The 24,469-nt window shown below is 63.1% G+C and carries 23 protein-coding genes and 1 pseudogene; 6 read left to right on the forward strand and 18 right to left on the reverse strand.

The annotated features are described in order from the left end of the window. Positions 1 to 13: 13 nt before the first annotated feature. The 14 genes from ppk2 to N7422_RS23635 all read right to left on the reverse strand — a co-directional run bounded on the left by ppk2 (position 14) and on the right by N7422_RS23635 (position 13,764). Positions 14 to 1,021 (reverse strand): polyphosphate kinase 2, encoded by a 1,008-nt coding sequence (gene ppk2 / locus N7422_RS23570; RefSeq protein ID WP_279808807.1) that lies wholly within the window; start codon positions 1,019 to 1,021, stop codon positions 14 to 16. 413 nt (positions 1,022 to 1,434) lie between these two features. Beyond that, the gene (locus tag N7422_RS23575) at positions 1,435 to 1,680 is read right to left on the reverse strand and encodes a DUF2274 domain-containing protein (protein ID WP_000108283.1); all 246 of its coding nucleotides are present in this window, start codon (positions 1,678 to 1,680) and stop codon (positions 1,435 to 1,437) included. Further along, positions 1,677 to 2,957, reverse strand: a complete 1,281-nt coding sequence (locus tag N7422_RS23580; protein ID WP_003092274.1) for a TrbI/VirB10 family protein — start codon at positions 2,955 to 2,957, stop codon at positions 1,677 to 1,679. The genes N7422_RS23575 and N7422_RS23580 overlap by 4 nt, the downstream gene beginning before the upstream one ends. A gap of 2 nt (positions 2,958 to 2,959) precedes the next feature. Further along, on the reverse strand, positions 2,960 to 3,952 hold the full coding sequence (gene trbG / locus N7422_RS23585; protein WP_000776560.1) for a P-type conjugative transfer protein TrbG: 993 nt from the start codon (positions 3,950 to 3,952) through the stop codon (positions 2,960 to 2,962). Then, positions 3,949 to 4,653, reverse strand: a complete 705-nt coding sequence (trbF, locus tag N7422_RS23590; RefSeq protein WP_001211312.1) for a conjugal transfer protein TrbF — start codon at positions 4,651 to 4,653, stop codon at positions 3,949 to 3,951. Before trbF ends, trbG begins: the two co-directional genes overlap by 4 nt. 18 nt (positions 4,654 to 4,671) lie before the next feature. Then, positions 4,672 to 6,039, reverse strand: a complete 1,368-nt coding sequence (gene trbL, locus N7422_RS23595) for a P-type conjugative transfer protein TrbL (RefSeq protein WP_001000746.1) — start codon at positions 6,037 to 6,039, stop codon at positions 4,672 to 4,674. Next, a complete protein-coding gene (locus N7422_RS23600; RefSeq protein ID WP_014603538.1) occupies positions 6,036 to 6,362 on the reverse strand; it encodes a hypothetical protein in 327 nt (108 codons plus the stop codon). Before N7422_RS23600 ends, trbL begins: the two co-directional genes overlap by 4 nt. Before the next feature lie 12 nt (positions 6,363 to 6,374). After that, the gene (gene trbJ, locus N7422_RS23605) at positions 6,375 to 7,118 is read right to left on the reverse strand and encodes a P-type conjugative transfer protein TrbJ (RefSeq protein ID WP_003092277.1); all 744 of its coding nucleotides are present in this window, start codon (positions 7,116 to 7,118) and stop codon (positions 6,375 to 6,377) included. Next, positions 7,115 to 9,565, reverse strand: coding sequence for a conjugal transfer protein TrbE (gene trbE, locus N7422_RS23610; protein WP_000933135.1), 2,451 nt, complete (start codon positions 9,563 to 9,565; stop codon positions 7,115 to 7,117). Before trbE ends, trbJ begins: the two co-directional genes overlap by 4 nt. A gap of 12 nt (positions 9,566 to 9,577) precedes the next feature. Further along, positions 9,578 to 9,847 (reverse strand): VirB3 family type IV secretion system protein, encoded by a 270-nt coding sequence (locus tag N7422_RS23615; protein WP_003092280.1) that lies wholly within the window; start codon positions 9,845 to 9,847, stop codon positions 9,578 to 9,580. Beyond that, positions 9,844 to 10,230 (reverse strand): TrbC/VirB2 family protein, encoded by a 387-nt coding sequence (locus tag N7422_RS23620; RefSeq protein WP_000150010.1) that lies wholly within the window; start codon positions 10,228 to 10,230, stop codon positions 9,844 to 9,846. Before N7422_RS23620 ends, N7422_RS23615 begins: the two co-directional genes overlap by 4 nt. Then, positions 10,227 to 11,297 (reverse strand): P-type conjugative transfer ATPase TrbB, encoded by a 1,071-nt coding sequence (gene trbB / locus N7422_RS23625; RefSeq protein ID WP_023093367.1) that lies wholly within the window; start codon positions 11,295 to 11,297, stop codon positions 10,227 to 10,229. The genes N7422_RS23620 and trbB overlap by 4 nt, the downstream gene beginning before the upstream one ends. After that, positions 11,294 to 11,770: a CopG family transcriptional regulator gene (locus N7422_RS23630; RefSeq protein WP_279808809.1), complete on the reverse strand. Its 477-nt coding sequence runs from the start codon at positions 11,768 to 11,770 to the stop codon at positions 11,294 to 11,296. The genes trbB and N7422_RS23630 overlap by 4 nt, the downstream gene beginning before the upstream one ends. Further along, positions 11,767 to 13,764 (reverse strand): IncP-type conjugal transfer protein TraG, encoded by a 1,998-nt coding sequence (locus tag N7422_RS23635; protein WP_001163195.1) that lies wholly within the window; start codon positions 13,762 to 13,764, stop codon positions 11,767 to 11,769. The genes N7422_RS23630 and N7422_RS23635 overlap by 4 nt, the downstream gene beginning before the upstream one ends. 305 nt (positions 13,765 to 14,069) lie before the next feature. Between N7422_RS23635 and N7422_RS23640 the strand changes: the two genes are divergently transcribed. The 3 genes and pseudogenes from N7422_RS23640 to N7422_RS23650 all read left to right on the forward strand — a co-directional run. Further along, positions 14,070 to 14,975 carry a LysR family transcriptional regulator gene (locus tag N7422_RS23640; protein ID WP_023093368.1) on the forward strand — a complete coding sequence of 302 codons (906 nt, stop codon included), beginning with the start codon at positions 14,070 to 14,072 and terminating at the stop codon, positions 14,973 to 14,975. A gap of 281 nt (positions 14,976 to 15,256) precedes the next feature. Next, a complete protein-coding gene (locus tag N7422_RS23645) occupies positions 15,257 to 15,787 on the forward strand; it encodes a hypothetical protein (RefSeq protein WP_000043569.1) in 531 nt (176 codons plus the stop codon). Positions 15,788 to 15,882: 95 nt separating this feature from the next. Beyond that, positions 15,883 to 16,068, forward strand: a pseudogene (locus N7422_RS23650) (integrase core domain-containing protein); the annotation flags it as partial. Positions 16,069 to 16,296: 228 nt separating this feature from the next. Here N7422_RS23650 and N7422_RS23655 read toward each other — a convergent pair. From N7422_RS23655 to N7422_RS23670, 4 genes are all read right to left on the reverse strand, one after another. After that, entirely contained in the window at positions 16,297 to 16,614 is a 318-nt protein-coding gene (locus N7422_RS23655) for a multidrug efflux SMR transporter (protein ID WP_000539741.1), read from the reverse strand. Between the two features lie 58 nt (positions 16,615 to 16,672). Further along, positions 16,673 to 16,936: an EexN family lipoprotein gene (locus N7422_RS23660; RefSeq protein ID WP_000717310.1), complete on the reverse strand. Its 264-nt coding sequence runs from the start codon at positions 16,934 to 16,936 to the stop codon at positions 16,673 to 16,675. A gap of 32 nt (positions 16,937 to 16,968) precedes the next feature. Beyond that, positions 16,969 to 17,874, reverse strand: a complete 906-nt coding sequence (locus N7422_RS23665; RefSeq protein WP_000405670.1) for a LysR family transcriptional regulator — start codon at positions 17,872 to 17,874, stop codon at positions 16,969 to 16,971. Positions 17,875 to 17,967: 93 nt separating this feature from the next. Beyond that, positions 17,968 to 19,371, reverse strand: coding sequence for a TolC family protein (locus N7422_RS23670; RefSeq protein ID WP_000078291.1), 1,404 nt, complete (start codon positions 19,369 to 19,371; stop codon positions 17,968 to 17,970). Between the two features lie 100 nt (positions 19,372 to 19,471). Between N7422_RS23670 and N7422_RS23675 the strand changes: the two genes are divergently transcribed. From N7422_RS23675 to N7422_RS23685, 3 genes are read left to right on the forward strand one after another with little or no spacing between them, the layout of a single operon-like run. Beyond that, entirely contained in the window at positions 19,472 to 20,113 is a 642-nt protein-coding gene (locus N7422_RS23675; RefSeq protein WP_023093369.1) for a TetR/AcrR family transcriptional regulator, read from the forward strand. 20 nt (positions 20,114 to 20,133) lie between these two features. Further along, the gene (locus N7422_RS23680; protein ID WP_223294861.1) at positions 20,134 to 21,276 is read left to right on the forward strand and encodes an efflux RND transporter periplasmic adaptor subunit; all 1,143 of its coding nucleotides are present in this window, start codon (positions 20,134 to 20,136) and stop codon (positions 21,274 to 21,276) included. A 24-nt stretch (positions 21,277 to 21,300) separates the two neighbouring features. Next, on the forward strand, positions 21,301 to 24,405 hold the full coding sequence (locus N7422_RS23685; RefSeq protein WP_003092293.1) for an efflux RND transporter permease subunit: 3,105 nt from the start codon (positions 21,301 to 21,303) through the stop codon (positions 24,403 to 24,405). The last annotated feature ends 64 nt before the right edge of the window (positions 24,406 to 24,469 follow it).

Raw genomic sequence — 24,469 nt, forward strand, 5'->3', positions numbered from 1 at the left:
CAACCCCGGGGATTCAACTGACTAGCGCCGCCGGCTCATCCTCCTCGAAACCCCGCGAAGCCCGCCCTACCAGCAGAGGATCCGGCGCATGCGCCACGCTGTGATCCTTGCCCGGATAATCCAGCGAATGCAGGAAGTGCCGGATGCAGTTGATCCGCGCCCGCTTCTTGTCGTCCGATTTGATCACCGTCCACGGCGCGTCGGCGGTGTCGGTATGGAAGAACATCGCTTCCTTGGCCGTGGTGTAGTCGTCCCACTTGTCCAGCGACTTGATGTCGATGGGCGAGAGCTTCCAGTGCTTGAGCGGGTCGTCGCGGCGCGAGATGAAGCGGCGCAGCTGCTCCTCGCGGTTCACCGAGAACCAGAACTTGAACAGCAGGATGCCGCTGTTGCACAGCATGCGCTCCAGCTCCGGCGCCTGGCGCATGAATTCCAGGTACTGCAGGGGCGAGCAGAAGTCCATGACCTTCTCGACCCCGGCGCGGTTGTACCAGGAGCGGTCGAAGAACACCATTTCACCGGCGGTGGGCAGGTGCTGCACATAGCGCTGGAAGTACCACTGGCCCTTTTCCTGCTCGGAAGGCTTCTCCAGTGCGACGATGCGCGCGCCACGCGGGTTCAGGTGCTCCATGAAGCGCTTGATGGTGCCGCCCTTGCCGGCGGCGTCGCGGCCCTCGAACAGCACCACGATGCGTTGCCCGGTTTCCTTCACCCAGTTCTGCACCTTCAACAGCTCGATCTGCAGGGCGTGCTTGGCCTTCTCGTAGTCCTGGCGACGCATGCGCGTGCGGTACGGGTAGTTGGCCGGCAGGCGCGCCGAGGTGCTGTCTTCGTTGCTGCCCTTGCGCGCGTTGGCCACTTCCAGGGCGGCCGGTTGCCGGCTCACCTGGGTGATCGCTTCCTGCGCGGCGGCGCTGGCGGGCTTGCGCTGGCGTGGGCGACGGGTACGAATGGCGGGTTTGGCATCACCGTCGGTATCGGAAGGTGGCGGCAGGAGGAGGGTGGCGGATTCTTCGCTCATGGAGGTCCTTGCGGGGTCGGTCGAATGTCCACCTTCCATCCTATTGGCGGGAAGCAAGTGGCGCTTTGATATCGATCAACCGGGCTCGAAGGATTCCCAGGACAAAAATCGCAGGCAACAAAAAAGTGCCGGTGTCAATTCTTTCGCGCAAATCAAGAAGGACTTGAAACCGTATATGGGACAGTAGGTTAGCTCCTTTCGGGGCCGCTTAGAAGAAGAGCGGCGTTGTCGGCTAGGAGCGACATAGGAGCGTTGGGAGAGAAAGCCGCATCGCACTGTGTAGTGCTGGATTGCCGAGGAACGGCGGGCCTGTCGCATCATCATAGCCCAACAGGCTCGGCGGCATCCAGAATGAAGAACGCGCAGCCTGGGCTGCGCGTTCGATGGATGCCGTTGAATAGCATGCGGTGCAATCATGGCGGCTTCGGTGGTGTGCTGCGGGTCGCCGTGCCCTTCCTGAATCCTCGATCCCCCGCCATGAACGCTTCCAGCATATGCGGGATCAGCGTCGCCGCATCAACGGCCTCGCCATACGCCTGCGCGTGTAGCGCGGCGTAGCGGTCGAGGTCGACTTTCAAGCTGGTCGGGCAAACGAAAGTCAGCTTGGTGCTCTCGGTCTTCGGCAGCGGGCCGAGCCGCAGCTTCTTGGTCGTGCTCATCGTGAAGTCCCCCGGTTGAAGAACAGCGGCTGGTACGGCCGCAGCACCAGATCCCGGTTGACGATGATGCGAACCGGCAGGCCCGGCCGTTGCGTTAAGGTCGGCTGGATGTTGAGGTTGCGCCGGGTCATCTCCTGGCCGACCTGATTGATGCTGTCCTGCGCGCTGTCGCGCCCAGCGATGATGACGCGATCACCATCCTGCCGGTTCTCCGGCGCGGCCAGCTCGGCACCGACGCCCAGCAGCGTGGTGAGTGCCGCACCGGCAAAGATGCGGCCCCAGTGGTAGTCCACATCGTCCTCCAGCCCGGCATAGCCGGCTGGGTCGGTGCCGGCCAGGTTGTCGAGCGTGAGCGAAGACGTGTCCGGCAGGATGATCCGGTTCCAGACGACTTGAACGCGGCTCTGCCCGTAGCTGACCTGGCTGTTGTATTTGCCCAGGATGCGCGAACCCTGCGGAATCAGCAGGAAGCGCCCGGTGGCTGTGTCATAGACCGGCTCCGTCACCGTGGCGATCACGTCGCCGGGCAAGTCCGACTTGATGCCCGTCACCAAGGCACCTGCGACCACTGTTCCGGCCATAACCTGATACGGCGAAATTGGCAGAGTCAGATTGCCGGAATTACGGGTTTCAGTGGGGCCAGCTTTCATGAAAGCCTCTTTCTGGTCTTGCCGGTTTTGCACCGCTGTCGGGTCAGCAGGTTGGGCCGCCGTGGAGGCCGGCCCGGCCGCCAGCGGGTCAAACGCCGCATTGGCGGCGAAGCCCGGCGCAGCGGCCACCTGTGTCTGCGCTACCGGCGCCGCATTCTGCCCACCCGAGCGGAAGAACACGGACGAGGCCGCGGCCGCCTCGGCTTCTTTTCGCAGGGCATCGTTCGGGTCGTGACCGGGGGCCGCGTAGGCAGCCGTCGCCGGTTGCTGCGACTTCACGATAGCCGGGCCAAGATCGCCCGGCAGCGGTGGCCCTAGTTCGGGAACGGCAGGCAGCAACGCCGGCGGCAGCTTGGAATAGTCCGTCGGCAGCGCATCCAGTCCTTCCGACTTTGACACGCGATCGACGTTGTAAAGCTCGGTCTGCTCGCCTGTGCTGCGTCGATGAGGTTGCAGCGACCACATCAGCGCGCCGAGCACGGCGACCGCTAGGACGCCGGCAAGGATGGCCAGCGAGCGCCGGTTCAGGCGTGTGACTGGACGCGGCTGGGCGCGCAGCGCCACTGCCTCCGGCGCCACCTTGTCCGCCTGCGGCGCGGCAAGGTCGGGAGTGTCATCCTGGCTCATGGTCAGTTCCTCCGTGCAACACCATCGGTGCGCTCGATCCGCACCACGTCGCCGCCATCGCCGCCCAGCCGCAGTTCGGCCGCGCCGAACAGGCGATCCACGACGTAGTACGGCGAGCGAAAACGGTAGTTCACCAGTTGCCCGTCGCCCTGCGCGCCGATGACAAACAGCGGCGGCAGCTCGCCCTGGGCGATGCCCGGCGGGAACTGGATATAGACCTTCTCTCCATCATCGAAGGCGCGCAGAGGCTTCCACGGCGGGTTGCTGCCCGATACCGCGTAGCGGAAGCGGATCTTGTCCAGCGACAGGCCCGTATCGACAGGCGTTGTTGCCTGCGCTGCCTGCGCCTGGCGCTGCAACGCGAGCATTCGGTCTTTCGGATAGTCCCAGGACACCGACGCCATCCATGCCCTCTCGGTCGAGGTCAGCTCCAGCAGGTAGGTGCGCCGACTGGTGGTGATGACGAGATTGGTTTTCAGACCGGAGCGGATAGGCTTGACCAGCACATTGACGCGCAGATCGGCCCCGCCGCCGCTGGACGTGTCGCCCACGATCCAGCGCACGGTATCGCCGGCGGCGACCGTTACCAGTTCCTCGCCCGGTTGAAGCGAAACCACCGTCACGCGCCCCGGCGACGCATAGACCTGATAAAGCGCGCCATCGGTGAACGGCCACACCTGAATCGCGTTGACGTAGCCCTCACGGGTAGGCGCGATACGCGCTTCTGCATTGGCACGGGAAACGCGCACCTTTTCGTCGGCCGGCTCCGGCGCAACGGGGGCCTCATCGAGTTCCGGCAGGGGCTTCAACTGCGCCGGCAGCGCCAGCGGTTCAGGGACGGCGACGACTTCGACGGGCTTGGGCGGTTCGGGCAACGGCTGGGCCAGCACCGTCTCGTCGAGCGAGATGGATGGCGGCGGCTTCCCCTGCGAGGCGCAGCCCGCGAGGGCCAGCAGCGTCAAAGGAACAACGTAAAGGCGGAAACGAAGTTTCATGGTTTGGCTCCTTCGGAAGAATCCAGTTCGCGGCTCCATGACAGGCCGTTGACGTAGATACCCAATGGGTTCTTGAGCAGGCGCTGTTCAGTACGCGGGGTTTGCAGGACGGTCGAAAGCACGGCGTTCCAGCGTTCGGTGCCGGCGGGCGCACCGTTGACATAGCGCTGCTCTGTCCAGCGCACGTTGAAAGACGTGTCGCTCGCGCGAACCACGCTGGTGATTTGCACCGTTACCGATTCCTTGCCGATGCGGGCGAATGGGTCATTGGTGCGGGCGTAGTCGTTGAGCACCGCCGCGCCCTTGTCGGTGGTGTAGTCGTAGGCATCGAGCCAGTTCTGCCGCACCACGATGGGGTCGATGGACAGCGAGCGAACCAGCGTCACGAAGCGCGCCAGGTGGTGCGCGATCTGCGCGTCGCCGGGCCGGTACGGCGTGGCGGCCTCTCCCACGGCGCGCACCTGCCCGGCTTGATCGACCTCGATGACATAGGGCGTCACGATGGACTGCGCCGAGCGCCACACCAGGCCGCCGGCCATCAACAGCGCGAGCACTAGGCAGCCGAAGGCCATCAGGCGCCAATTCTTCGCCTGCACGCGGGCGGAGCCGATACGGTCGTCCCACACCTGGGCGGCGGCTTGATACGGGGTGGCAGGCTGCGGCGTATCGGCGTAGCGCACCTGCGGTCGTTTGAATCGCATGGGTGTTCTCCTTGAAGGTTAGGTATCGGAATCCCGCAGGCTCGGGCCTTGCCCGGAGCCGCCGCCGTCGCCGCCGCGCAGCGTGTGGGCGGCAGTGGTCGCGGCATGGGTAGCCTGCTGGCGGCGGTGCATCCGCTTGGCCCAGGCCGGTTGCTCTTGCTTCTGCGAGCCTGCGGTGCCGTCTGCGGTCTGGCCGGGGCCAGCACCGTCGCTGCCGGCTTCTGTGCCGTTCCAGCCAGCGCGGAAGGAGTCGGCCACCTTCTGCCCAACAGCGGAAGCACCAGAGGTGACGCTGCGGCCTGCGGCTTGTGCGCCAGTCTTGGCGACATTGCCGAGGCCAGCCGCCGCGCCCTTGGCACCGCCGCCGGCCGCAGCGGAACCGGCCTGGAACGCCGATCGGGCACTGCCGGCCGCCGAAGTCGCGGCACGCGCACCGGCACCGGCCAGCTTTGCGGCCGCCGGGGCCATTCGTGCCCCGGCCATGACGGCGCCGCCCACGCCCGTTACGGCGGCGCCGATGGCAACGCCGGTGCCGACAGCCCCGACCGCAGCACCAGCCATCGCGCCCGCACCAAGCTGTGGCGCACCGGACACCAGGCCGGTGGCGATACCGGGGCCGAAAATGCCCAGCGCCAGCAGCGCGAGCGAGGCCAGCATCACGACCAGCGCGTGGTCGATGGATGGTTCGTCGGGATGCACCTGGAACTCGGCGAACAGGCCTGAACCGATGCCGACGATGACGGCCAGCACCAAGACCTTGATGCCTGACGACACCACGTTGCCTAGCACCTTTTCCGCGAGGAACGAGGTCTTGTTCCAGAGTGCAAACGGGATCAAGACGAAGCCGGCGAGCGTAGTCAGTTTGAACTCGATCAGCGTGATGAAAAGCTGTACGGCCAGCACGAAGAAGCAGAGGATCACCACCAGCCAGGCGATGAACAGAACCACGATAGGGTCGATGTTCACGAACACCTCGGGGAACCCAGCCATGTCCCCGATCTGTTCCAGAATCGGCGCGGCTGCGTCGATGCCGGTCTTCGCCAGCCGGCCCGGCTGAAGGAAGTTCTCCATCGTGATGGCCGAGCCGGTAGCGGTAATTCCCAAGCCGGCGAACGAGCGGAACACGATGCTCGCCAGCCAGTTGAAGTTGCCGATGATGTAGGCGAACGCGCCGACACAGAGCACCTTGCGCAGCAGCTTGGCGATCACGTCGTCGCCCTGGCCGGTGGCGTGGCTCATGGCCCAATACAGGCCAGCGATCGTCATGTCGATGACGATGAGCGTGGCGGTGAGAAATGCCACTTCGCCCTGCAATAAGCCGAAGCCCGAGTCGATGTAGCGCGAGAACGTATCGAGGAAACGGTCGATGATGGTCACGTCGTTCATGGCGAATCCTCGGGCGGAGTGAGCGGAACGGCGCCCTCTGGCAATTCATCTGCGGGCGTATCGAAGCTCGGCGGAATCGGCGGGAGTTCAGCCAGCGAGTTGTATTCATCCGGCCCGGTATGGCCGGCGAAGAAGCGCCGCCGGAAGGCTTCAGCGGCGGCGCGGCAGGCATCCTCGCCCACGGCCTGCCGGTCGGCCGCGCATTGCCCGCGCAACGCCTTGAGCCGCACCGGATCTGCGGCCAGGGCGTCGGCCAGGTTCTCGGCCGGCTGCTGGCCGCACGCGGTCAGCAGCACGGCCATCAGGACGGAAGCGCATCGCATGGCCGCCTCCGGTCAGTTGTTATAGAAGTTGACGGACTGCGGCGTGTACGGCGTGCCGGTGCCCAGAAAGCGCCGCCGCACTTCGCGGGCGCGCTCCATAGCCGCCGCTTGCCGCGCCAGTTCCAGTGAAGCGGCCCGGTCTTGCGTGATCTGGAGCTGCTGCGCCTGGATCGACTGCTTGGCCTGCAAAGCCAGGAGCTGGTTCGTCGCCTGCATCGCTTGCAGCGCGCCGGTGGCCGACTGGCTCTGGCTCACGAGATCGGCCAGCGCGCTTTCGTCTTGGGCGAGGTTCTGCGACACCTGCGCCTGCATCCGCATCGCGGTGTGCAAGCCGTTCAAGGTGTTCTGCCAGCGTTCGCGGGCGTCCTGTGCCATGCGGTCGCCGCTGATGGTGGCGGCGTACTGTTCCGGGTACAGGCGGGCGAACGTGGCATCCATGCTCTGCACGTCGTAGGCCAAGCCGCGCGCCTCGGCGATCAGGCGCTCGGTGGTGGCGAGCGTCGAGCGCAGGCGGTTGACGATGTTGAAGTCGAGATTTGCCAGGTTCCTGGCCTGGTTCATCAACATCTGCGCCTCGTTCTGAAGCTGGTTGATCTGGTTGTTGATCTGTTCCAGCGTGCGCACGGCGGTCAGCGTGTTCTGCACGAAGTTGGACGGGTCGAACACCGTCAGCGCGGATGCGGGCTGCACGGCCAGCAGCGATACCGACAGCACGGCAGCGAGTGAGACAGAGAGCAAACGGGGCTTGGTCTTCATGGTGAAACCTCCAGCGGTTGAGAAGCGAGAAAGGAAGCTGCCGCCGGAGCGGACGGCAGCAGGTCGGCGGCCCAGCCGAGGCCGCGATGGCGCAGCCACGCGCCGGCGAAGCCGGGAGCGCCGGCCTGCGTCAGCACGCGGTCAATATCGCGTTGGTCTTGAGGGGTGGATGCGCCCGCGAATGCGAGCGCGACAGGCCCCAGGTCGAGGTCGAACAGGCGATTGCCGAGGCGCGACTGGTAGTAGTAATCGCGCTTGGGCTGTGCGGTCGCCACGATCTCAATCTGGCGGCTGTTCAAGCCGAAGCCTTCGTAGATCGTGCGAATCTGCGGCTCGGTGGCCTGCGGGTTAGGTAAGAAGATCCTGCTCGCGCAGCTTTCGATGATGGCTGGCGCGATGGTCGAGTCCTTGATGTCGGCCAGCGACTGCGTGGCAAAGATGACGCTGACGTTCTTTTTTCTGAGCGTCTTGAGCCATTGCCGGATGCGGGCCGCGAAGGACGGCTCATCGAGGAACAGCCACGCTTCATCGAGGATCAGCAGCGTGGGCGCGCCGTCAAAACGTTCGTCGAAGCGGGCGAACAGGTAGCGCAGCACTGCTTGCACGGCGGCGGGGCTGTGCATCAGTTCTTCCATCTCAAAGCCCTGCACGTCGGCCATGCCCAGCCGGTCGTGGTCAGCGTCCAGCAGCTTGCCGTGGGCGCCGCCCAACACATAGGGCGCGAGCGCTTGGCGCAGCGCGTTGGACTGCAATAACACCGACAAGCCGGTCATGGTGCGCTGCTCCACTGGCGCACCGGCAAGGCTTCGCAGCGCCGACCAAATGGCAGCCTTCTCGTCCGGGCCGACCGTCACGCCTTCGTGCAGCAGCCGGCCCTCCACCCATTCGGCGGCCCAGGTGCGGTAGCCCTCGTGGGCTATTCGCGCGAGTGGCTGGAAGGCGATGCCGCCATCGGCACCGAGGTCGTAGTGCTCACCGCCAAGGCCGAGGATGGTGGCGCGCATCGAGCGCCCCATGTCGAAGGCGAAGATCCGCGAGCCGAAGTAGCGCCGGAACTGCATGGCCAATATGGCGAGCAGCACCGACTTGCCCATGCCGGTCGGCCCGGCGACAAGGGTGTGCCCCACGTCGCCGATGTGCGTCACCAGCCGGAACGGCGTCGCGCCATCGGTGCGGGTGACGATCAGCGGCGGGCCATCGAGGTGTTCGTTCTTCTCCGGCCCAGCCCATACCGCTGACATCGGCATCATGTGCGCCAGGTTCAGCGTCGAAACGATGGGCTGACGCACGTTCGCGTATGCGTTGCCGGGGACGGACGACAGCCAGGCATCGACTGCGTTGAGGGTTTCGGGGATGGTCACGAAACCCCGGCCCTGGATGACGCGCTCCACCATGCGCAGCTTCTCGTCGGCCACGGCCGGGTCGGCGTCGAGCACCGTCACCGTGGCGGTGAGGTAGCCGAAGGCGACTTGATCGCTGCCCAGCTCCTGCAAGGCGGCATCGGCGTCGGCGGCCTTGTTGCTGGCATCGGTATCGACCAGCGGGCTTTCCTGCTGAAAGATCGTTTCGCGCAGCAGCGCGATGACGTTCTTGCGCTTGGCGAACCATTGGCGCCGCAAGCGCCCCAATTCCCGTTCCGCCTCGGCTTTGTCCAGGCACAGGAAGCGCGTACTCCAGCGATACGCAAAGCCCAGGCGGTTGAGGTCGTCCAAGATCCCCGGCCAGGTCGAGGTCGGGAAGCCTCGTACCGACACCACGCGCAGGTGCTGATCGCCCAGCATGGGCGCCAGGCCGCCGACCAGCGCGGCATCGGCCAGCAGTGCGTCGATATGGAACGGCACGTCGGGCACGCCGACGCGATAGCGCCGCGTGGAGACTGTGGCATGCAGGTAGGTCAGCGTCTGGCTATCGTCCAGCCAGGCAATCTCCGGCATCACACCATCGAGCAGGTCGAACACGCGATCGGTCTCTGCCACGAAGGAATCAAGCCGACCACGCCAGTCCACACCCTCAGTGGGCCGGTTCTCGTACAGCATCCCAGCCGCACGGGCGCGAGACTCTTGCGGCGGTAGGTGTTGCAACGTGAAGTGATAGACGCTCTCGAAATGGCCATCCGACTCCTCGAACGCCGCGCGTCGCTCCTCATCCACCAGCCAGGACAGTGGTTCGGGAAAGGAGGATTGCGGATAGCTCGATGCCCGCATCCGCTCGGCCTCGATATAGAAGGCCCAGCCAGACCCGGTACGGCGAAGCGCGTTGTTCTGCCGCGCCGACGTGGCAATCAGCTCGCCCTGTGTCGCACTGTCCAAGTCGGGGCCGCGAAACTGGAACGTGCGTTGAAACGAACCATCTTTGTTCAGCACAACGCCCGGCGCGACCAGCCCGGCCCAGGGCAGCCAGTCGGCAAGCAAGGCCGGGCGCTGACGATATTCGGCAAGGTTCAGCATGGCGTCCTCCCCTCACACGTCCAGAAGCGGGCGGTGTTTGATATGCCGCGCGAAGACCTGCATGAACTGCGGATCGACGCGCGCACCCCATACGGCCAGCGAGTGGCCGACGATCCAGAGCACCACGCCGGGAATCCACAGTTGCAGGCCCAGCCCGACGGCGGCGGCTAGCGTGCCGTTGGCAATCGCCACGGTGCGCGGCGCACCGCCCAGCAGGATCGGCTCGGTCAGCGAGCGATGCAGCGGCACTTCAAAGCCCGGAAGATCGGTGGCCTTACTCATACGACGGCCCCTCCGGAGAAGCTGAAGAACGACAGGAAGAACGAGGACGCGGCGAACGCGATGGACAGGCCGAACACGATCTGGATCAGCTTGCGAAAGCCGCCGCTGGTATCACCGAACGCCAGCGCAAGCCCCGTCGAGATGATGATGATCACCGCCACGATCCGGGCGACTGGCCCTTGGATGGATTCGAGGATGGAGGTCAGCGGCCCTTCCCACGGCATCGAGGAACCGGCGGCCTGCGCCGTGCCCGCCAGCAACAGCATCAGCGCGGCCAGCAGCAGCCCTTGCCCTGCGGGACGGGCCAGGTGGCGCAGCCGCGCCATGCTGGACAGGCGAGAAATAGGATTTACGGAAAGACGGAAAGCATCAACGTGCGTCATGGCAGTTCTCCAGGTTGGTCAGGGGTCGAGGAAGGCGCAGCGGCAGCGGCTGCAAGAGGAACCGGCGGCAGCTCGGGAAACGGCGTTTCCAGCGCATCTGTCAGGCGATAGCCCGCACCGTCGAAGCCGACGACACGGGAGATGGTTTCGACGTGACGTTTGCGGCCACGGCCTGCGATGTGAATCACCACGTTGACCGCCTCGGCGATCAGGGCGCGGGGCGGATTCACTGCCACTTCGAGGATCAGTTGCTCCAGACGCAGCAGTGCGCCCAAGGCGGAGCCGGCATGGATGGTGGCAATGCCGCCGGGGTGGCCGGTGCCCCAGACCTTCACCAAGTCCAGGGCTTCGCCGCCACGCACTTCGCCGACGATCACGCGGTCAGGCCGCAGGCGCATCGTGGCCCGCACCAGCTCGGTCATTGTGACGACGCCGGCGCGGGTGCGCAGCGGCACATGGTCGCGGGCCGCGCATTGCAGCTCGATGGTGTCTTCGAGCACCAGCACGCGGTCGCCTGTGGCGGCGATCTCGGCCAGCAGCGCGTTCGCCAGCGTGGTCTTGCCGGTGCTGGTGCCGCCGGCGATCAGGATGTTCTGCCGCTCGCGCACGGCGCGGCGCAGGAACTCGGCCTGCCCGGCGGTCAGGATGCCGTCGGCCACGTAGCGATCCAGGCCGATGATGCTCACGGCCCGCTTGCGTAGCGCGAAGGCTGGCCCCGGGGCGGCCGGAGGCAGGATGCCCTCGAAACGCTCGCCGGTTTCCGGCAACTCGGCGGTCAAGAGCGGCTGGCCGCGATGCACCTCCGCGCCGACATGCGCGGCGACCAGGCGGATGATGCGTTCACCATCGGCCTCGGGCATCTCCACGCCCAGCGGCGAGCGACCCGACGACAGCCGATCCACCCACAGGGTGCGATCGGGGTTGAGCATGATTTCCACAACATCCGGATCTTCGAGCGCAGCGGCGATCAGCGGCCCCATCGCCGTGCGCAGCATCTGGATGCGGCGATCCTGGGACGCCGCGGCGGATGAGCGAGATTCAGGCGGAATCTGCGGAACGGCACTCATGACGCACGCTCTGCAGCTCGCTCATCGGCGGACGCCATCGCTGCTGCGTCATCCATCCGCATCGGATCGGGGGGCAGTTCCTCCACCACGTCGCGCACCAGACTGCGGCCACGCAGCAGGTGGCGACCCAACTGCTCGACGAACTGCTCGAAGCGCGCTTTGCCCTGGGCGCGGGCCGCGTCCTTGTGGGCTTCTGGCACCGGCGTGCTGATGGTCAAGAAATAGCGGATGAACAGCGCCAGCGTTTCGATCTGGATGTTCTGGTCGCGCTCCATGCGTTCGGTCTGCCGCGACAGTCGATCCAGCCGCTTGGCAATGGCGGCCTCACGCTGGTCGCCCGCATCGGGTGACAGCCAGGACGCCAAGGCCGCTGCGACGATGGAGGACTTGGACACGCCTTTCTTGGCGGCAAGTTCATCCAGGCGCTTGGCGTGCTCGGGCTGGATGAAAAGATTGAGGCGGTATTGGCTCATAGGTCGATTCCGTCGTTGGGGTCGAGAGAAGCCAGCCGGGCCGTGCGCTGCATGGCCGGGTCGAGCTGGCCGGGAAGCGGGAGCGCCAGGTCGTCGTCATCGAGCAGCTCCAGGTCGTTCGCACACGCGTCCAACTCGGGCTCGTAGGCGACGGTTTCGGAGAGTTCGAGCTGGCGGCGCGGGCCGCCGTCATCGGTGCCGCCCGGACCATCGGCGGATACCGAGGTCGGCGCCGTAGGTACGGCCGGGATCGCCAAGCCGCTCCAGTCGTCGGGGCGGGCTGGCGGCGCGTCGGCGTACCTCCCGACTGCGAGCACGGGCGGTGGCAGGACGCGATCCTTGAAATTGGCGTCGACGTAGTAACGCAGCTTCTTCGCGCGGATCGGGGCAACGCTGGACACCATGACTACGGCGTCCTCAGGTGGAAGCTGCATCACCTCGCCGGGCGTCAGCAGCGGACGTGCAGTTTCCTGACGCGACACCATCAGGTGCCCCAGCCACGGAGCGAGGCGGTGGCCCGCGTAGTTGCGCTGCGCGCGAAGCTCGGTGGCGGTGCCGAGGGTTTCGGAAATCCTTTTCGCCGTCCTTTCGTCGTTGGTGGCGAAAGTCACCCGGACATGGCAGTTGTCGAGGATGGAATGGTTCTGCCCATACGCCTTGTCGATCTGGTTCAGGCTTTGAGCGATGAGAAAGCTGCGGATGCCGTAGCCGGCCATGAAGGCAAGCGCGGACTCGAAAAAATCGAGGCGACCCAGCGCCGGAAACTCGTCCAGCATCAGCAGCAGCTTGTGCCGGCGCGCGATGCCATCGCTGCCGTCGAGCGATTCGGTCAGCCGCCGCCCGATCTGGTTCAAGATGAGCCGGATCAGCGGCTTGGTGCGGCTTATGTCGGAGGGCGGCACCACCAGATAGAGCGATACCGGGTGCTCGGCGGAAATCAGGTCGGCGATGCGCCAATCGCAGCGCGATGTGACTTCGGCCACGGTCGGGTCGCGGTACAGGCCGAGAAACGACATGGCGGTGGAGAGCACGCCCGATCGCTCGTTGTCCGACTTGTTGAGCACTTCGCGGGCAGCGGATGCGACAACCGGGTGAGGCGCATCGCCCAGGTGCTTCGTCGTCATCATCCGGTGCAGCGTCAGCTCGAACGGACACGCCGGGTCGCTGAGGAAGTTGGCGACGCCGCGCAGCGTCTTGTCCTCGCCTGCGTACAGAACATGCAAGATTGCACCGACCAGTAGCGCGTGGCTGGTCTTCTCCCAATGATTGCGCTTCTCTAACGCACCTTCAGGGTCAACCAGAATGTCGGCGATGTTCTGCACGTCGCGCACTTCATGTGCGCCGCGCCGGACTTCAAGCAGCGGGTTGTAGGCGGCCGACTGCCTATCGGTGGGGTTGAAAAGCAGGCAGTGCGAAAAGCGCGAACGCCAGCCCGCCGTGATCTTCCAGTTCTCTCCCTTAATGTCGTGAATGACGGCGGACGCCGGCCACGAAAGCAACGTAGGCACCACCAAGCCCACGCCCTTGCCCGAGCGCGTGGGTGCGAAGCTCAGGACATGTTCCGGCCCCTCATGTCGGAGGTATTGGTCGTCGTGTTGGCCGAGGAAGACGCCCGCCGGGAGGGTCAGTCCAGCTTTGCGGATGTCGACGGCATCGGCCCAGCGTGCCGAACCATAAGTCGTAACCAGCCGCGACTGCCGAGAACGCCATACCGACATGGCGATGGCGACGAGTAAAGCGAACAAACCGCTACCACCCGCAATCGCACCGCCTGTGTCGAAGACGTGCGGCGCGTAGGCATCAAAGAAGAACCACCATTCGAACAAGCGCCACGGGTGATAAACCGGTACACCTAGAAGATCGAACCAGGGCGATCCGAGGCGTACTTGATAGCCAAGGGTCGCTGCTGTCCATTGTGTGGCGCCCCAGACGCCGGCGATCACGATGCCGATTACCACAGCGATCTGGCCGAACAGAACGTTCGTCCCTTGCATGACCTGTCCTCCGATTTCTCCTGCGCTGGTGTCTCATTGAAAGCGTTGCACAGGGGGTGTCGCAGGCGTCAGGATCGGTTCTGGGCTAGTGCCGGTCAAAGACCGTTCGCAGCACAATGGTCGAGGGAAAAGAAAGAATGAGCGCGGTGGCGAGTCAAAGAAAAGCGCCGCAAGCGAAAGCGCACTGCGGCGCATACAGAGTTCCAAGCAAGTTACCCAAAAAAAGCCGTCAATGGGCCTTGCTTCCACTCATAGGCAATATTTAGATATCATGAAAAACGATGATATTTAAGATTGGAATAAAAATGAAAAATATCAAGAGTATGGATCTCAACTTGCTCAAGGCGCTGGACGCATTGTTAGACGAACGCAATGTGACACGGGCGGCGGCCCGTCTGGGACTAACCCAGCCGGCCTTGAGTGGCATGCTGACGCGGTTGCGCGAGAGCTTCGGTGACCCGCTTTTCGCGCGCTCGCAGCGGGGTATCGTTCCAACGCAGCGGGCGCTGGATCTAGGGATGCCTGTCAAGCAGGTGCTCGCCGAAATCGACGCGCTGCTCCAGCCACCTTCCTTCAATCCGGCCACCGCACAACTGACCTTCTCCATCGCCGCGACGGACTATGCGCTGCGTGCCGTTGCTGTCCCATTTCTATCGGCACTTAAACGGCACGCACCGCGTGTACGAGTCTCATTAGTGCCAGTCGAGAGCGGGCAGCTACAGAACCAGCTTGAGCGCGGTCAGATCGATTTAGCCCTCCTGACGCCAGAGATCACTCCGCCAAATCTGCATGCCCGAGAGCTGTTCAAGGAACACTATGTGTGTGTCCTGCGGGAAGACCATCCTGCGGCTATGGGGCGCAAGCTGACCGTTAAACAGTTCTGTGCTCTCGACCATGCGCTTGTTTCCTACGATGGTGGAGGTTTCCGCGGCGTCACCGACGATGCGCTAGAACAGTTGGGCAAACGACGCAGCGTCACACTGTCGGTCAAGAGCTTTCTGATCTTGCCAGACATCCTGCGTGCCAGTGACATGGTTGCGATCTTGCCGAGCCGCTTGGTCGCCGGTATGGACAAGCTGGCTATCTCCCTGCCGCCGGTGAAGATACCGGGGTTCACCAAGACGGCTGCTTGGCACGAACGCACCCATCACGATCCAGCACATCGCTGGATACGAGCACTGCTGTTCACTTCCTGTGCTAACAACAAGTAGGCAAGATCGCTCCTATCGTCATGCTCAGCACAACTCTACCTCGCACTACAAATAAGCAATCAGTCGGCTCAATTGGAGACGCGCCCTTTCGTAGCGCCGCTGCGAGATAGCCTAGTCGGTGGATGGCAGAACCTAGGCCTTGATATCATATTTTATGATATCAAAAATAGAAACTTAGGATTTCACTTATTGCAGATGGAGGCTCATGATTTGCTCCATGACCACTTGAATGACGCAGCCACCCCTGTTGCGTCATCGACATTTTGTGAAGGAGCTTCGATATGAGCAAGCAACAGAACGCCATCCTCTGGCCCGAAGGCTACACGCCGGGCTTTACTGAGAATTTCGCCTCCAATGAGATCATCGCCGCCGGCTTGAGCGCGGCCGACGTATGGCCTCTACTCGTCACACCATCGCTGTGGCCAAGCTACTACGCCAACTCGGCTAACGTGTGCTTTCATGACGGCAAAGGCCCGGTACTGGCCGACGGCGATCGGTTTTACTTCGAGACCTTCGGCTTCCCGGTAGAGGGGCAGTGCAACGAATACGTGCCACCTGCGGATGGGCAACCCGGCCGCGTGGCCTGGCACGGCTGGTCCGGCGAGGAAGGCACAGATACGCGCCTGGATGTGCATCACGCCTGGCTGGTTGAGAACCTGGACGGCAGGCGCGTGCGCATCCTCACGCAGGAAACTCAGAAGGGCAAACCGGCCGAGGAGCTGCACAACGCCAAACCCAACCCGATGATCAACGGCCATCAGGACTGGCTCGACAGCTTGGTCGAGGCAGCGCGCAAAGCCAAGCAGGCGTAGTGGTCTCCGGCCGCTTGATCCCAAGCGTCTGAACGGAGAAAACCATGATGAGAACTCCCCTCAGGATTCTGCTGGTCCTGACTTCGCAGGCAACGATGGGCGACGAACTGCTCAACCGCGAATGGTTCCGCAGTCGGACCGAAGCGAAGGTGCTGATCGAACGTTGGCGACAGTTCTACAACGAGCAGCGGCCGCATAGCGCGCATGCTTACAAACCGCCGGCGACGATCCGGCGCAACTGGATCCAATCCGATAGCATCCCCTCCGAACTCACTGCCTGACTGGCTACAAAGTTCGTACTCAGGTCACCTTGGCGCAGGCACTGAAGGTGGAGCCACCCGGAATGGGTGCTCCCACCGCCTTACGCGCACTGGCTCGAACTCTCCCGAGGCGCCGGCAAGCTCGTCACATAGCGACTAGAGAGAGGAGGTGACCGTACGAGTTCCCAGCGCCCGATCCACTCTGGGAGCTGGGTCGCCTAGCGACTACGCTACCAATGGAGCTAGCGATCAACTCGATAACTTGAGCGTGATAACGCCCAGGATGATCAACGCCACGCCAAGGTATCGCATCAGGGAGGTTGGGTCGCCATAGAAATGAATTCCGACTAAGAAAGTTCCCGCCGCTCCGATACCCGTCCACACCGCATAAGCAGTCCCAATCGGTATCTGACGCTGAGCAAGCCATAGGAAGGCGCCGCTAATTGTCATGAAAGAGACGGCTACTGCGACCCCACTCCAACGCGATGTTGGCTCTTGCGCCATTTTCAGCCCGACCGGCCATCCGATTTCAAACAATCCAGCCAAAACAAGATAGATCCAACCCATTGCGATTCTCCTTCAAATTTTTCATATCCGGCATACATACTCCGGCATGACCACCAGCTTAGAACTTCGGCGGCTCTTTAGGCGTGGTGTGGGGCACATCGCCATCTTCGTAAAAGCGCTTTCGCGTAGCCTCGGCAACCCGGTTACATAGTTGGTCGCCCAGCATTGGTCGATCCAACTTGCATTGCTTGCGCAACTCTTTCAGACGCTCAGGATTGAGCGCTAATTCATCGACTGTCGGAAGGTTGGCTTTATCTGGTTTCCCAGATGGGCTGCAGGCTGCCAATGTCGAGGAAAGCAATATGAGAGCAATCTTCTTCATGGTTAATTTTCTTTGGGAGATTGTGTGATGGTTTACCGCCGACCTTTGGCATCTGGAGATTTGATCGAATGAACGCGTTCCATGAAGCGAGTCAGCATTTCTGACGGCTCGCTGGCCGGCCGTAGTAGATAGGTCGTGAGCATTGGCGAACGTCCAGTCAGCGGCCGTGCGACCACCCCCTGTTCCCTGCTGGCTGTGATATGCGCGCCTCCTGTGAGGCCTAGTGCAAGTCCCGCCGAAACCAGGACCATCATTAGATCGCTGGAAGTCACGCGTTCGGCAATCAGTGGCTCTATGTCCACGCGACGTAGCACCCGTTCAACTTGCCGAGCATGGCCCTCACACGCCACCGCGTCGCAGAGCACCAGCGGATACCGCAACAGCTCTTCTAGGGGAATCTGTTTGTGGGATAGCAAGGGGTGCCGTGCGGGCACAGCTACCATCAGAGGGTCACTCCACACCGGCACGGCGATGATGCCTTCGCCGACTTCATCCGATTGAGCGAAGCCGAGATCGTACAGTTCGCCACACAATCCCTTGATTTGCTGTGCCAAAGGCACCTCGAAGAAGCGAACTTCCACTTCCGGCTCTTCCTGCCGGCAGAGCGCCAACAACGCAGGCAGGCGCGATGGCGTGATTCCATCAGACAATGCAATACGGAGCTGGCAATGAAAGCCATTGGCTGCGGCGTTCACACTGTCGCGCGCCTGCTGCAAAGCTGCGAAGACACGCGGCACGCTCTCAAAGAAGAGCCTGCCCGCACGAGTCAAGCGGGTGCTCCGAGTGGTTCTCGCAAATAGCGCTACGCCCAACTCTTCCTCAAGTTCCTTGATGGCGCGCGACAGCGGCGATGTCTCTATGTGGAGGCGCTCTGCGGCTCGGGCAAAGTGCAGCTCCTCTGCCACCGCCAGAAAGTAGCGCAGGTGTCGAATTTCCATGTTCGCATTCCTCATCACTCAGGCCTCACCACCTTCGCCTTGCGTCACGCTATTTAGCTAGCCTTCGCAAGCTGCTCCAGCATGTTTCTGCGATCAAACAGGAGAGCCGGATAATGCTTTTGCCAGGACGCCCCATTGCATGGCTGTCTCGGCCCGCGTGCGGATCAGCGAAGCCTGCGCTGACAGCACCCCGGCCTCAGCCTCGGCCACCACCGTGGCGTCCACTTGTCCCGCCTCGAACAGACGTCGGCTGCGATCGAGCTGACGCTCCGCGACTGCGACACCCTCGGCCTGATGCTCCAGTGCTGCGTGCTGCGTATGCCAACCGAGATATGCGTTCTCTACGTCCTGCAAAGCACTCAACAAAGTGCGCTCGAACTCCGCACGGGCAGCTCGGCTGCGCGCCTCTCCGGTCTCGATGCCGGCACGGATCGCGCCACCATCGAAGATCGGCAACGACACCCCGGCCCCAAGTGAAAAAATGTTTCCAGTGATGCGGGTTCCCACACTCTCTACGCGCTGCCGTCCGCCGCTCAGGTCCAACACCAGCCTGGGGAAGCGTTCGCCTTCGGCTGCGTTCCAGCGCGCGGTTTCGGCGGCGAACTTCGCTTCGGCGGCGCGCACGTCGGGCCGCTCACTCAGCAGGTCCGCAGGTATGCGTGTCGGTGTCCAGTCCGGGACGGCGAGCGACGCAAGAGTTGGGGAAGCTGCAGGCGCTCCGGGCGTTTGTCCCACTAGTACATCGAGTGCATGCGTCGCCTCGCCGCGCGCACGCCGCAGTTGCTCTTGCTCCACGCGCAGTGCGACGACGCCGGCGCGGGTACGCTCGATGTCGAAGCCGGTAGCTTGTCCGGCCTCGAACTTCCGTTGCATCAGCAAGACGAGTCGTTCTGCGGATGCCAGCCGCGCCGCGGCTAGCGCTTCGAGCTCACTGGCTTGGCGCTGCTGCACAGCCGCCGACACTGTTTCAAACGCGACCTGCCACCGCGTGGCAACCCACGCTTGTTCGGCTGCCACCGCATCCAGGCGCGCACCTTCTGCTGCCTGCGAAAGCCGTCCCGACAGGTCTGCCTCCCACGATGCGGACAACGTGGCGCGGCCATCATTGCCGATTGCAACGTTCTCTGAATAGTCGCGTCCTCGAGTTGCCTGCGTGCCCGCGGACAACGAGGGGAGCAGGGAGGCCCGTGCTCGCCGCGTGGCGGCCGATGCCTCGTCCACGCGCGCTCGCGCAATCGTCAGTTCGGTATTGCGCTCCAGCGCCGCCCGGACCAAGGCATTGAGGTGCGGATCGCCGTAGGCCGTCCACCAATCGACGGGAAGAGTACGGCGGGACGATTTGTCCAAGATGCCTTCACCTCCCTCTTCATTTGAGAAATGGGCCGGTACATCCAGGCGAGGTGGATCGGCAGAGTGCGGGGCATGGCTGCAGGCCGCAAGAAGCAGTAGCGGAGAAATCATGGCAATGAGGCGATAGCGTTCAAGAATTTGAGACATGGCAGCTCCTTGCGTTCCGAAAAAGTCTTGACGGACTGTTGTATGGCTTCTACTATACCGTCTGGACTGTATATGACTCAAGCTTTTTTGGAGCACGACCATGCCGCCCCGCGCGAAAACAAAGTTGCCCCCCCCGTCCACTGCCCATAGCAGCGCCGATGCGCAGCCCGGCCTCCAGCAAGGAGCCCAGCGAACTCGCGACCGCATCCTGCAGGCCGCCCGCGAACTGGTGCTGGAGGAAGGTGCCAGTCGCTTGACACTGGACGCCGTCGTTGTGCGGGCCGGGTTGAGCAAAGGGGCGTTTCTCTATCACTTCAAGACCAAACGCGATTTGTTCGTGACACTGATCGACGAGATGATCCGGGCGTTCGACGCGGTACAAGCCAATCACGAGCGCAGGTTTGCCGGAGATCCGGACCCCTGGCTGTCGAGCCAGGTGGAAGCGATGCCCGACGACGAGATGCAGAAGATGGGCGCAGCGCTGCTCGCGGCAGCTGCGGAAGATCCAACACTTCTCGACCCACTGCGCGAGTGGTACCGCGTGCAGTACGAACGCGTGCGTCGATCCCCGCGTGGCACCGAGACCGCGGCACTCATCATGCTGGCATTGGATGGCGCCCTGTTCGCCGATCTTCTGGGTTTGCCAATACTCGCACCCGCAGAGCGGCGGCATTTCTTTCGGGCGCTCCAGGATCTCGCCTCGGGCCATCTCGAACTTGTCCCGGCAAAAGGACGCACATGAGTCGCGTCCGTAGCGGTGTCATGACCGCGTGCGCACCGCGCTCCTTGGCGGTTGCTTGCACACTATCCATTTCGACTCTGCTCTCAGGGTGCGGAAACTCGCAATCCACCGTATCCGAGCCTCCGCGCGCAGTGAAGCTCGCCGCCGCGCAGTCGGATCTCCCGCATAGCTCTCGCATCGAATTGACTGGCTCGGCGCGAGCAACCGAGCGCAGCATCCTAGGATTTGAAACAGGAGGACGGATCGCCAAGTTGAACGTCGACGTGGGTGAACGGTTCTCCCGCGGCCAAGTCCTGGCAGAACTTGATGCGCAACCTGACCGGCTTCGCGTGACACAAGCGCAAGCATCCCTGGCGGCCGCCGAAGCCGGCCTGATGGATCGACGTGTACAGACAGATCAACAGCGCCGGTTGCTCGAAAGCGAAGTCATCTCCCCTGCTGCGTTCGAGAGCGCGAAGGCGCAGCTAGCGGTCGCAGAGGGTCAAGCGCGCACTGCCAAGGCGGCGCTTGGCCTGGCCGAACGAGCACAACGTGGCACGATGATCGTCGCTCCTTTCGATGGTGTCGTGGCGGAAAAGCTGGCTTTGGCGTTCACCGACATTGCTGCTGGTGCGCCGGTATTTCAGGTCGACGGCGTGCGCAGTGGCACTGAGATCATCGCGAACGCGTCTACTACACAGGCACCTCACATAGATGTCGGCCAACGCGCAGAACTGAGCTGGAGCGGAGCCGAACAACCAATCCGAGCGGTGGTACGTCGTGTCGGTCTGCGCGCCGAAAATGGCTCGCTCCTACCCGTGGTGCTAGTGCCTGAAGATAACGCGCAAGCGCGCGCACTTCGGCCAGGTATTCCCGTACAGGTCGTGCTCGACGCACCTGCGGCAACCTCCAAGACCTCTCGGCCCGAGACTGTATCCATACCTTATGCCTCGCTGGTGCTCGGCACGAAGCCGGGCGAGGCTTCCGTCTTCGTCTACACCCCTGAAGATAAGAAGGTGCACCGTCGCGCGGTGCGCTTCACGCCGGTACAGGAAGGAGACAGCGCGCGCGTCCTCGCTGGACTCAAGCCCGGCGAGACGGTGGTTGCCGCCGGAGGAGGATGGCTCACCGATGGACAGCCAGTGACACCACTGGAAGCCACCACTCAATTGACCAAGCGCTAACGCGATCCACCAGGTTACTTCATCATGAAGATCACCGAGATGGCGCTGCGCGCCAGTCGACTTACCTACTTTGTAGCGCTCATCATTTTCGTCGCCGGCATCGCGACCTTCCTGAATTTTCCTTCTCAGGAGGAGCCGACTGTCACGGTCCGCGATGCGATGGTCACGGCGTTGAACCCGGGGCTGCCCGCCGAACGCGTTGAGCAACTCATTGCCCGGCCGATCGAGGAGCGCTTGCGCGAACTGGCAGAGGTCAAGCGCGTGACGAGCACCGTGCGCGCAGGCAGCGCCATGATCCAGGTCACGATCTGGGACCGCTACACCGACTTGGCACCGATCTGGCAGCGCGTCCGGGCCAAGGTCGCCGATTCGAAGGATGCCTTACCACAGAGCACGATGGGGCCTTTCGTCGACGAAGACTTCGGCCGCGTCGCGGTTGCCTCGATTGCGGTCACTGCACCAGGTTACTCCATGAGCGAGATGCGCGTCGCGCTCAAGCAGATGCGCGACCGCCTGTACACCGTGCCTGGTATTGAGCGCATCACTTTCTACGGCCTGCAGGAAGAGCGCGTCTATCTCGAATTCGATCGGCCTAGGCTCGCGCGATTGGAGCTGACACCACAGGGGGTGATCGACCAACTCGTCAAACAGAACGTCGTCGCTTCGGGTGGACAAATTGTTGTCGGCGGCATCAATGCAACCTTGGCGGTCAGTGGCGAAGTGCGTGACGCTCCCTCCCTGCGAGCAATGCCGATCGCGCTGCCACGACCGCAAAGTAGTACGGCGCCCGTGCCGACGATCGCATTGGGTGAACTGGCGCAGGTGAGTGTGCGGCCAGCCGATCCGCCGGAATCTGCTGCCATCTACAAAGGCCAGCCCGCTGTCGTCATGGCGGTTTCGATGGCCTCCGGTCAGAACGTGGAGCAGTTCGGAAAAGCGCTCAAAGCACGGGTTGCAGACCAGGAGAAGCTGCTGCCGGCGGGTTTCGATCTGTCATACGTCACTTTCCAGGCCGATGTCGTCAAGCACGAGATGGGCAAAATGAACCACGTCATGATGGAGACGATCATCGTCGTCCTCGGTGTCGTCGTGCTATTTCTCGGTTGGCGCACCGGGATCATCGTGGGCATGATCGTGCCGTTGACGATCCTCAGTGCACTCATCGTCATGCGCGCGATGAACATCGAGCTTCAGAACGTCTCGATGGGCGCCATCATCATTGCGCTCGGCTTGTTGGTGGACAACGGCATTGTGATTGCCGAAGACATCGAACGCCGCCTGGCCGGTGGCGAAGATCGTAAGCATGCCTGCCTCGAGGCGGGCCGCACGCTCGCCATTCCGCTGCTCACGTCCTCGCTCGTGATCGTGATCGTGTTCTCGCCGTTCTTTTTTGGCCAGAACGCCACGAGCGAGTATCTGCACAATCTCGTGGTCGTGCTGGCACTGACGTTGTTCGCTTCGTGGCTGCTGTGCCTGACTGTCACGCCCCTATTGTGCTACCACTTCGCCAAACCCCATCACAAGCAGGAGCAGGGCGACGCCTATGACACCCGCTTCTACCGTGGCTACCGGCGCGTACTGGAGTGGGTGCTCCACCATAAGGCGGTCTATGTAGCGTCGATGATCGCGGCGCTTGCCATTGCGCTGTATGGCTTCACCACCCTGCCGTACGATTTCATGCCCAAGTCCGACCGGCTTCAGTTCCAGATTCCGGTGCAGCTCGCCCCCGGTACCGACTCGCGCGAAACGCTCGCCCGCGTGAAGCAGATCAGTGGTTGGCTGGGCGACACGAACATCAATCCAGAAGTCTCCGATCACATCGGCTACGTCGCCGATGGTGGCCCGCGCTTCATCCTTAGCCTGAATCCACCACTGCCGGCATCGAACATCGCGTACTTCGTTGTCACATTGAAGCCGAAGAGCGACATCGACGCCGTCCTCGCCCGCACCCGCAGCTACTTTGCGCAAGCACATGGCGACGTGCGCGCCGAGCCCAAGCGTTTCTCGCTCGGTGCGACCGAGTCAGGGACTGCCATTTATCGCGTCAGCGGTCCGGATGAGGAGGTATTGTTGGGGGCCGCGTCCAAAATCGAAGCAGCGCTGCGCAAGCTGCCCGGCACCATCAACGTCAAGAACGATTGGGATACGCGCGTTGGCCGCATCGACGTACGGGTCGACCAGGACCGCGCGCGTCGGGCGGGCGTGACGACTGAAGACATCGCTGGCGGGCTGGATGTCCGCTACAGCGGCAGATCGATCTCGGTTATTCGCGACGGTGACACCTCCGTCCCGATCGTCCTGCGCAGTATCGTAAGCGAGCGTCGCAGCACGGCAGACGTAGGCGCGACGCTCATCTATCCCACCAACGGCGGTCCAGCGGTGACGCTGGCTCAGGTCGCAGACGTATCGCTCGCGAGCGAGCCCTCGGTCATCCAACGGCGCAATCTCATCCGCACGATCACCGTGCAAGGACAGAACACCTCTTACACCGCCCAGGAGATCATCAACCGCCTGGCGCCTAGCGTCGCTGCCCTGGACCTGCCCGCGGGCTACTCGGTTGAACTTGGCGGCGAGATCGAGGAAGCCGCCGAATCGAACGCCGCGCTGTCGACCTACATGCCCCTCGCATTTCTGGCGATGCTGATGCTGTTCGTATGGCAGTTCAATTCTTTCCGCAAGCTCGGTGTGATCCTCGCGACGATCCCTTTCACGCTTATCGGCGTGGTATTGGCTCTGAAGCTGACCGGCACACCTTTCAGCTTCATGGCGACCTTCGGCGTACTGGCCCTGTTCGGGATCATTGTCAACAACGCCGTGCTCTTGCTGGAACGCATCGACCAGGGGCTAGCGGAAGGCCTGCCACGCCATGAAGCCTTGGTTGGGGCCGCGATACAACGGCTTCGTCCAATCGTGATGACCAAGGTCACCTGCATTTCGGGACTGGTGCCACTCATGCTCTTCTCCGGACCATTATGGAAAGGGATGGCGATCGCGATGATCGGTGGGCTGGCACTCGGAACGCTGGTGACGTTGGGCTTGATTCCGCTGCTTTACGAAGTCCTGTTTGGAATCAAGCGAATTGGGCCGTGGAACCTGAGTGTCGCCACCGCGCATGGAGATCGCTCATGAGTCTCTTGCGAGCCGCCGCGTGCTGCGCATTCTCAGAATTCGTATGCACCCACGCTTCATGCGT

It is taken from the genome of Pseudomonas sp. GD04091, assembly GCF_029836165.1.
GTDB lineage: Bacteria > Pseudomonadota > Gammaproteobacteria > Pseudomonadales > Pseudomonadaceae > Aquipseudomonas.

Bases quoted from the DNA above. Each gene is read 5' to 3' on its own strand.
- ppk2 (WP_279808807.1), bottom strand. From the start codon at position 1,021: ATGAGCGAAGAATCCGCCACCCTCCTCCTGCCGCCACCTTCCGATACC.
- N7422_RS23575 (WP_000108283.1), bottom strand. From the start codon at position 1,680: ATGAGCACGACCAAGAAGCTGCGGCTCGGCCCGCTGCCGAAGACCGAG.
- N7422_RS23580 (WP_003092274.1), bottom strand. From the start codon at position 2,957: ATGAGCCAGGATGACACTCCCGACCTTGCCGCGCCGCAGGCGGACAAG.
- trbG (WP_000776560.1), bottom strand. From the start codon at position 3,952: ATGAAACTTCGTTTCCGCCTTTACGTTGTTCCTTTGACGCTGCTGGCC.
- trbF (WP_001211312.1), bottom strand. From the start codon at position 4,653: ATGCGATTCAAACGACCGCAGGTGCGCTACGCCGATACGCCGCAGCCT.
- trbL (WP_001000746.1), bottom strand. From the start codon at position 6,039: ATGAACGACGTGACCATCATCGACCGTTTCCTCGATACGTTCTCGCGC.
- N7422_RS23600 (WP_014603538.1), bottom strand. From the start codon at position 6,362: ATGCGATGCGCTTCCGTCCTGATGGCCGTGCTGCTGACCGCGTGCGGC.
- trbJ (WP_003092277.1), bottom strand. From the start codon at position 7,118: ATGAAGACCAAGCCCCGTTTGCTCTCTGTCTCACTCGCTGCCGTGCTG.
- trbE (WP_000933135.1), bottom strand. From the start codon at position 9,565: ATGCTGAACCTTGCCGAATATCGTCAGCGCCCGGCCTTGCTTGCCGAC.
- N7422_RS23615 (WP_003092280.1), bottom strand. From the start codon at position 9,847: ATGAGTAAGGCCACCGATCTTCCGGGCTTTGAAGTGCCGCTGCATCGC.
- N7422_RS23620 (WP_000150010.1), bottom strand. From the start codon at position 10,230: ATGACGCACGTTGATGCTTTCCGTCTTTCCGTAAATCCTATTTCTCGC.
- trbB (WP_023093367.1), bottom strand. From the start codon at position 11,297: ATGAGTGCCGTTCCGCAGATTCCGCCTGAATCTCGCTCATCCGCCGCG.
- N7422_RS23630 (WP_279808809.1), bottom strand. From the start codon at position 11,770: ATGAGCCAATACCGCCTCAATCTTTTCATCCAGCCCGAGCACGCCAAG.
- N7422_RS23635 (WP_001163195.1), bottom strand. From the start codon at position 13,764: ATGCAAGGGACGAACGTTCTGTTCGGCCAGATCGCTGTGGTAATCGGC.
- N7422_RS23640 (WP_023093368.1), top strand. From the start codon at position 14,070: ATGAAAAATATCAAGAGTATGGATCTCAACTTGCTCAAGGCGCTGGAC.
- N7422_RS23645 (WP_000043569.1), top strand. From the start codon at position 15,257: ATGAGCAAGCAACAGAACGCCATCCTCTGGCCCGAAGGCTACACGCCG.
- N7422_RS23655 (WP_000539741.1), bottom strand. From the start codon at position 16,614: ATGGGTTGGATCTATCTTGTTTTGGCTGGATTGTTTGAAATCGGATGG.
- N7422_RS23660 (WP_000717310.1), bottom strand. From the start codon at position 16,936: ATGAAGAAGATTGCTCTCATATTGCTTTCCTCGACATTGGCAGCCTGC.
- N7422_RS23665 (WP_000405670.1), bottom strand. From the start codon at position 17,874: ATGGAAATTCGACACCTGCGCTACTTTCTGGCGGTGGCAGAGGAGCTG.
- N7422_RS23670 (WP_000078291.1), bottom strand. From the start codon at position 19,371: ATGTCTCAAATTCTTGAACGCTATCGCCTCATTGCCATGATTTCTCCG.
- N7422_RS23675 (WP_023093369.1), top strand. From the start codon at position 19,472: ATGCCGCCCCGCGCGAAAACAAAGTTGCCCCCCCCGTCCACTGCCCAT.
- N7422_RS23680 (WP_223294861.1), top strand. From the start codon at position 20,134: ATGACCGCGTGCGCACCGCGCTCCTTGGCGGTTGCTTGCACACTATCC.
- N7422_RS23685 (WP_003092293.1), top strand. From the start codon at position 21,301: ATGAAGATCACCGAGATGGCGCTGCGCGCCAGTCGACTTACCTACTTT.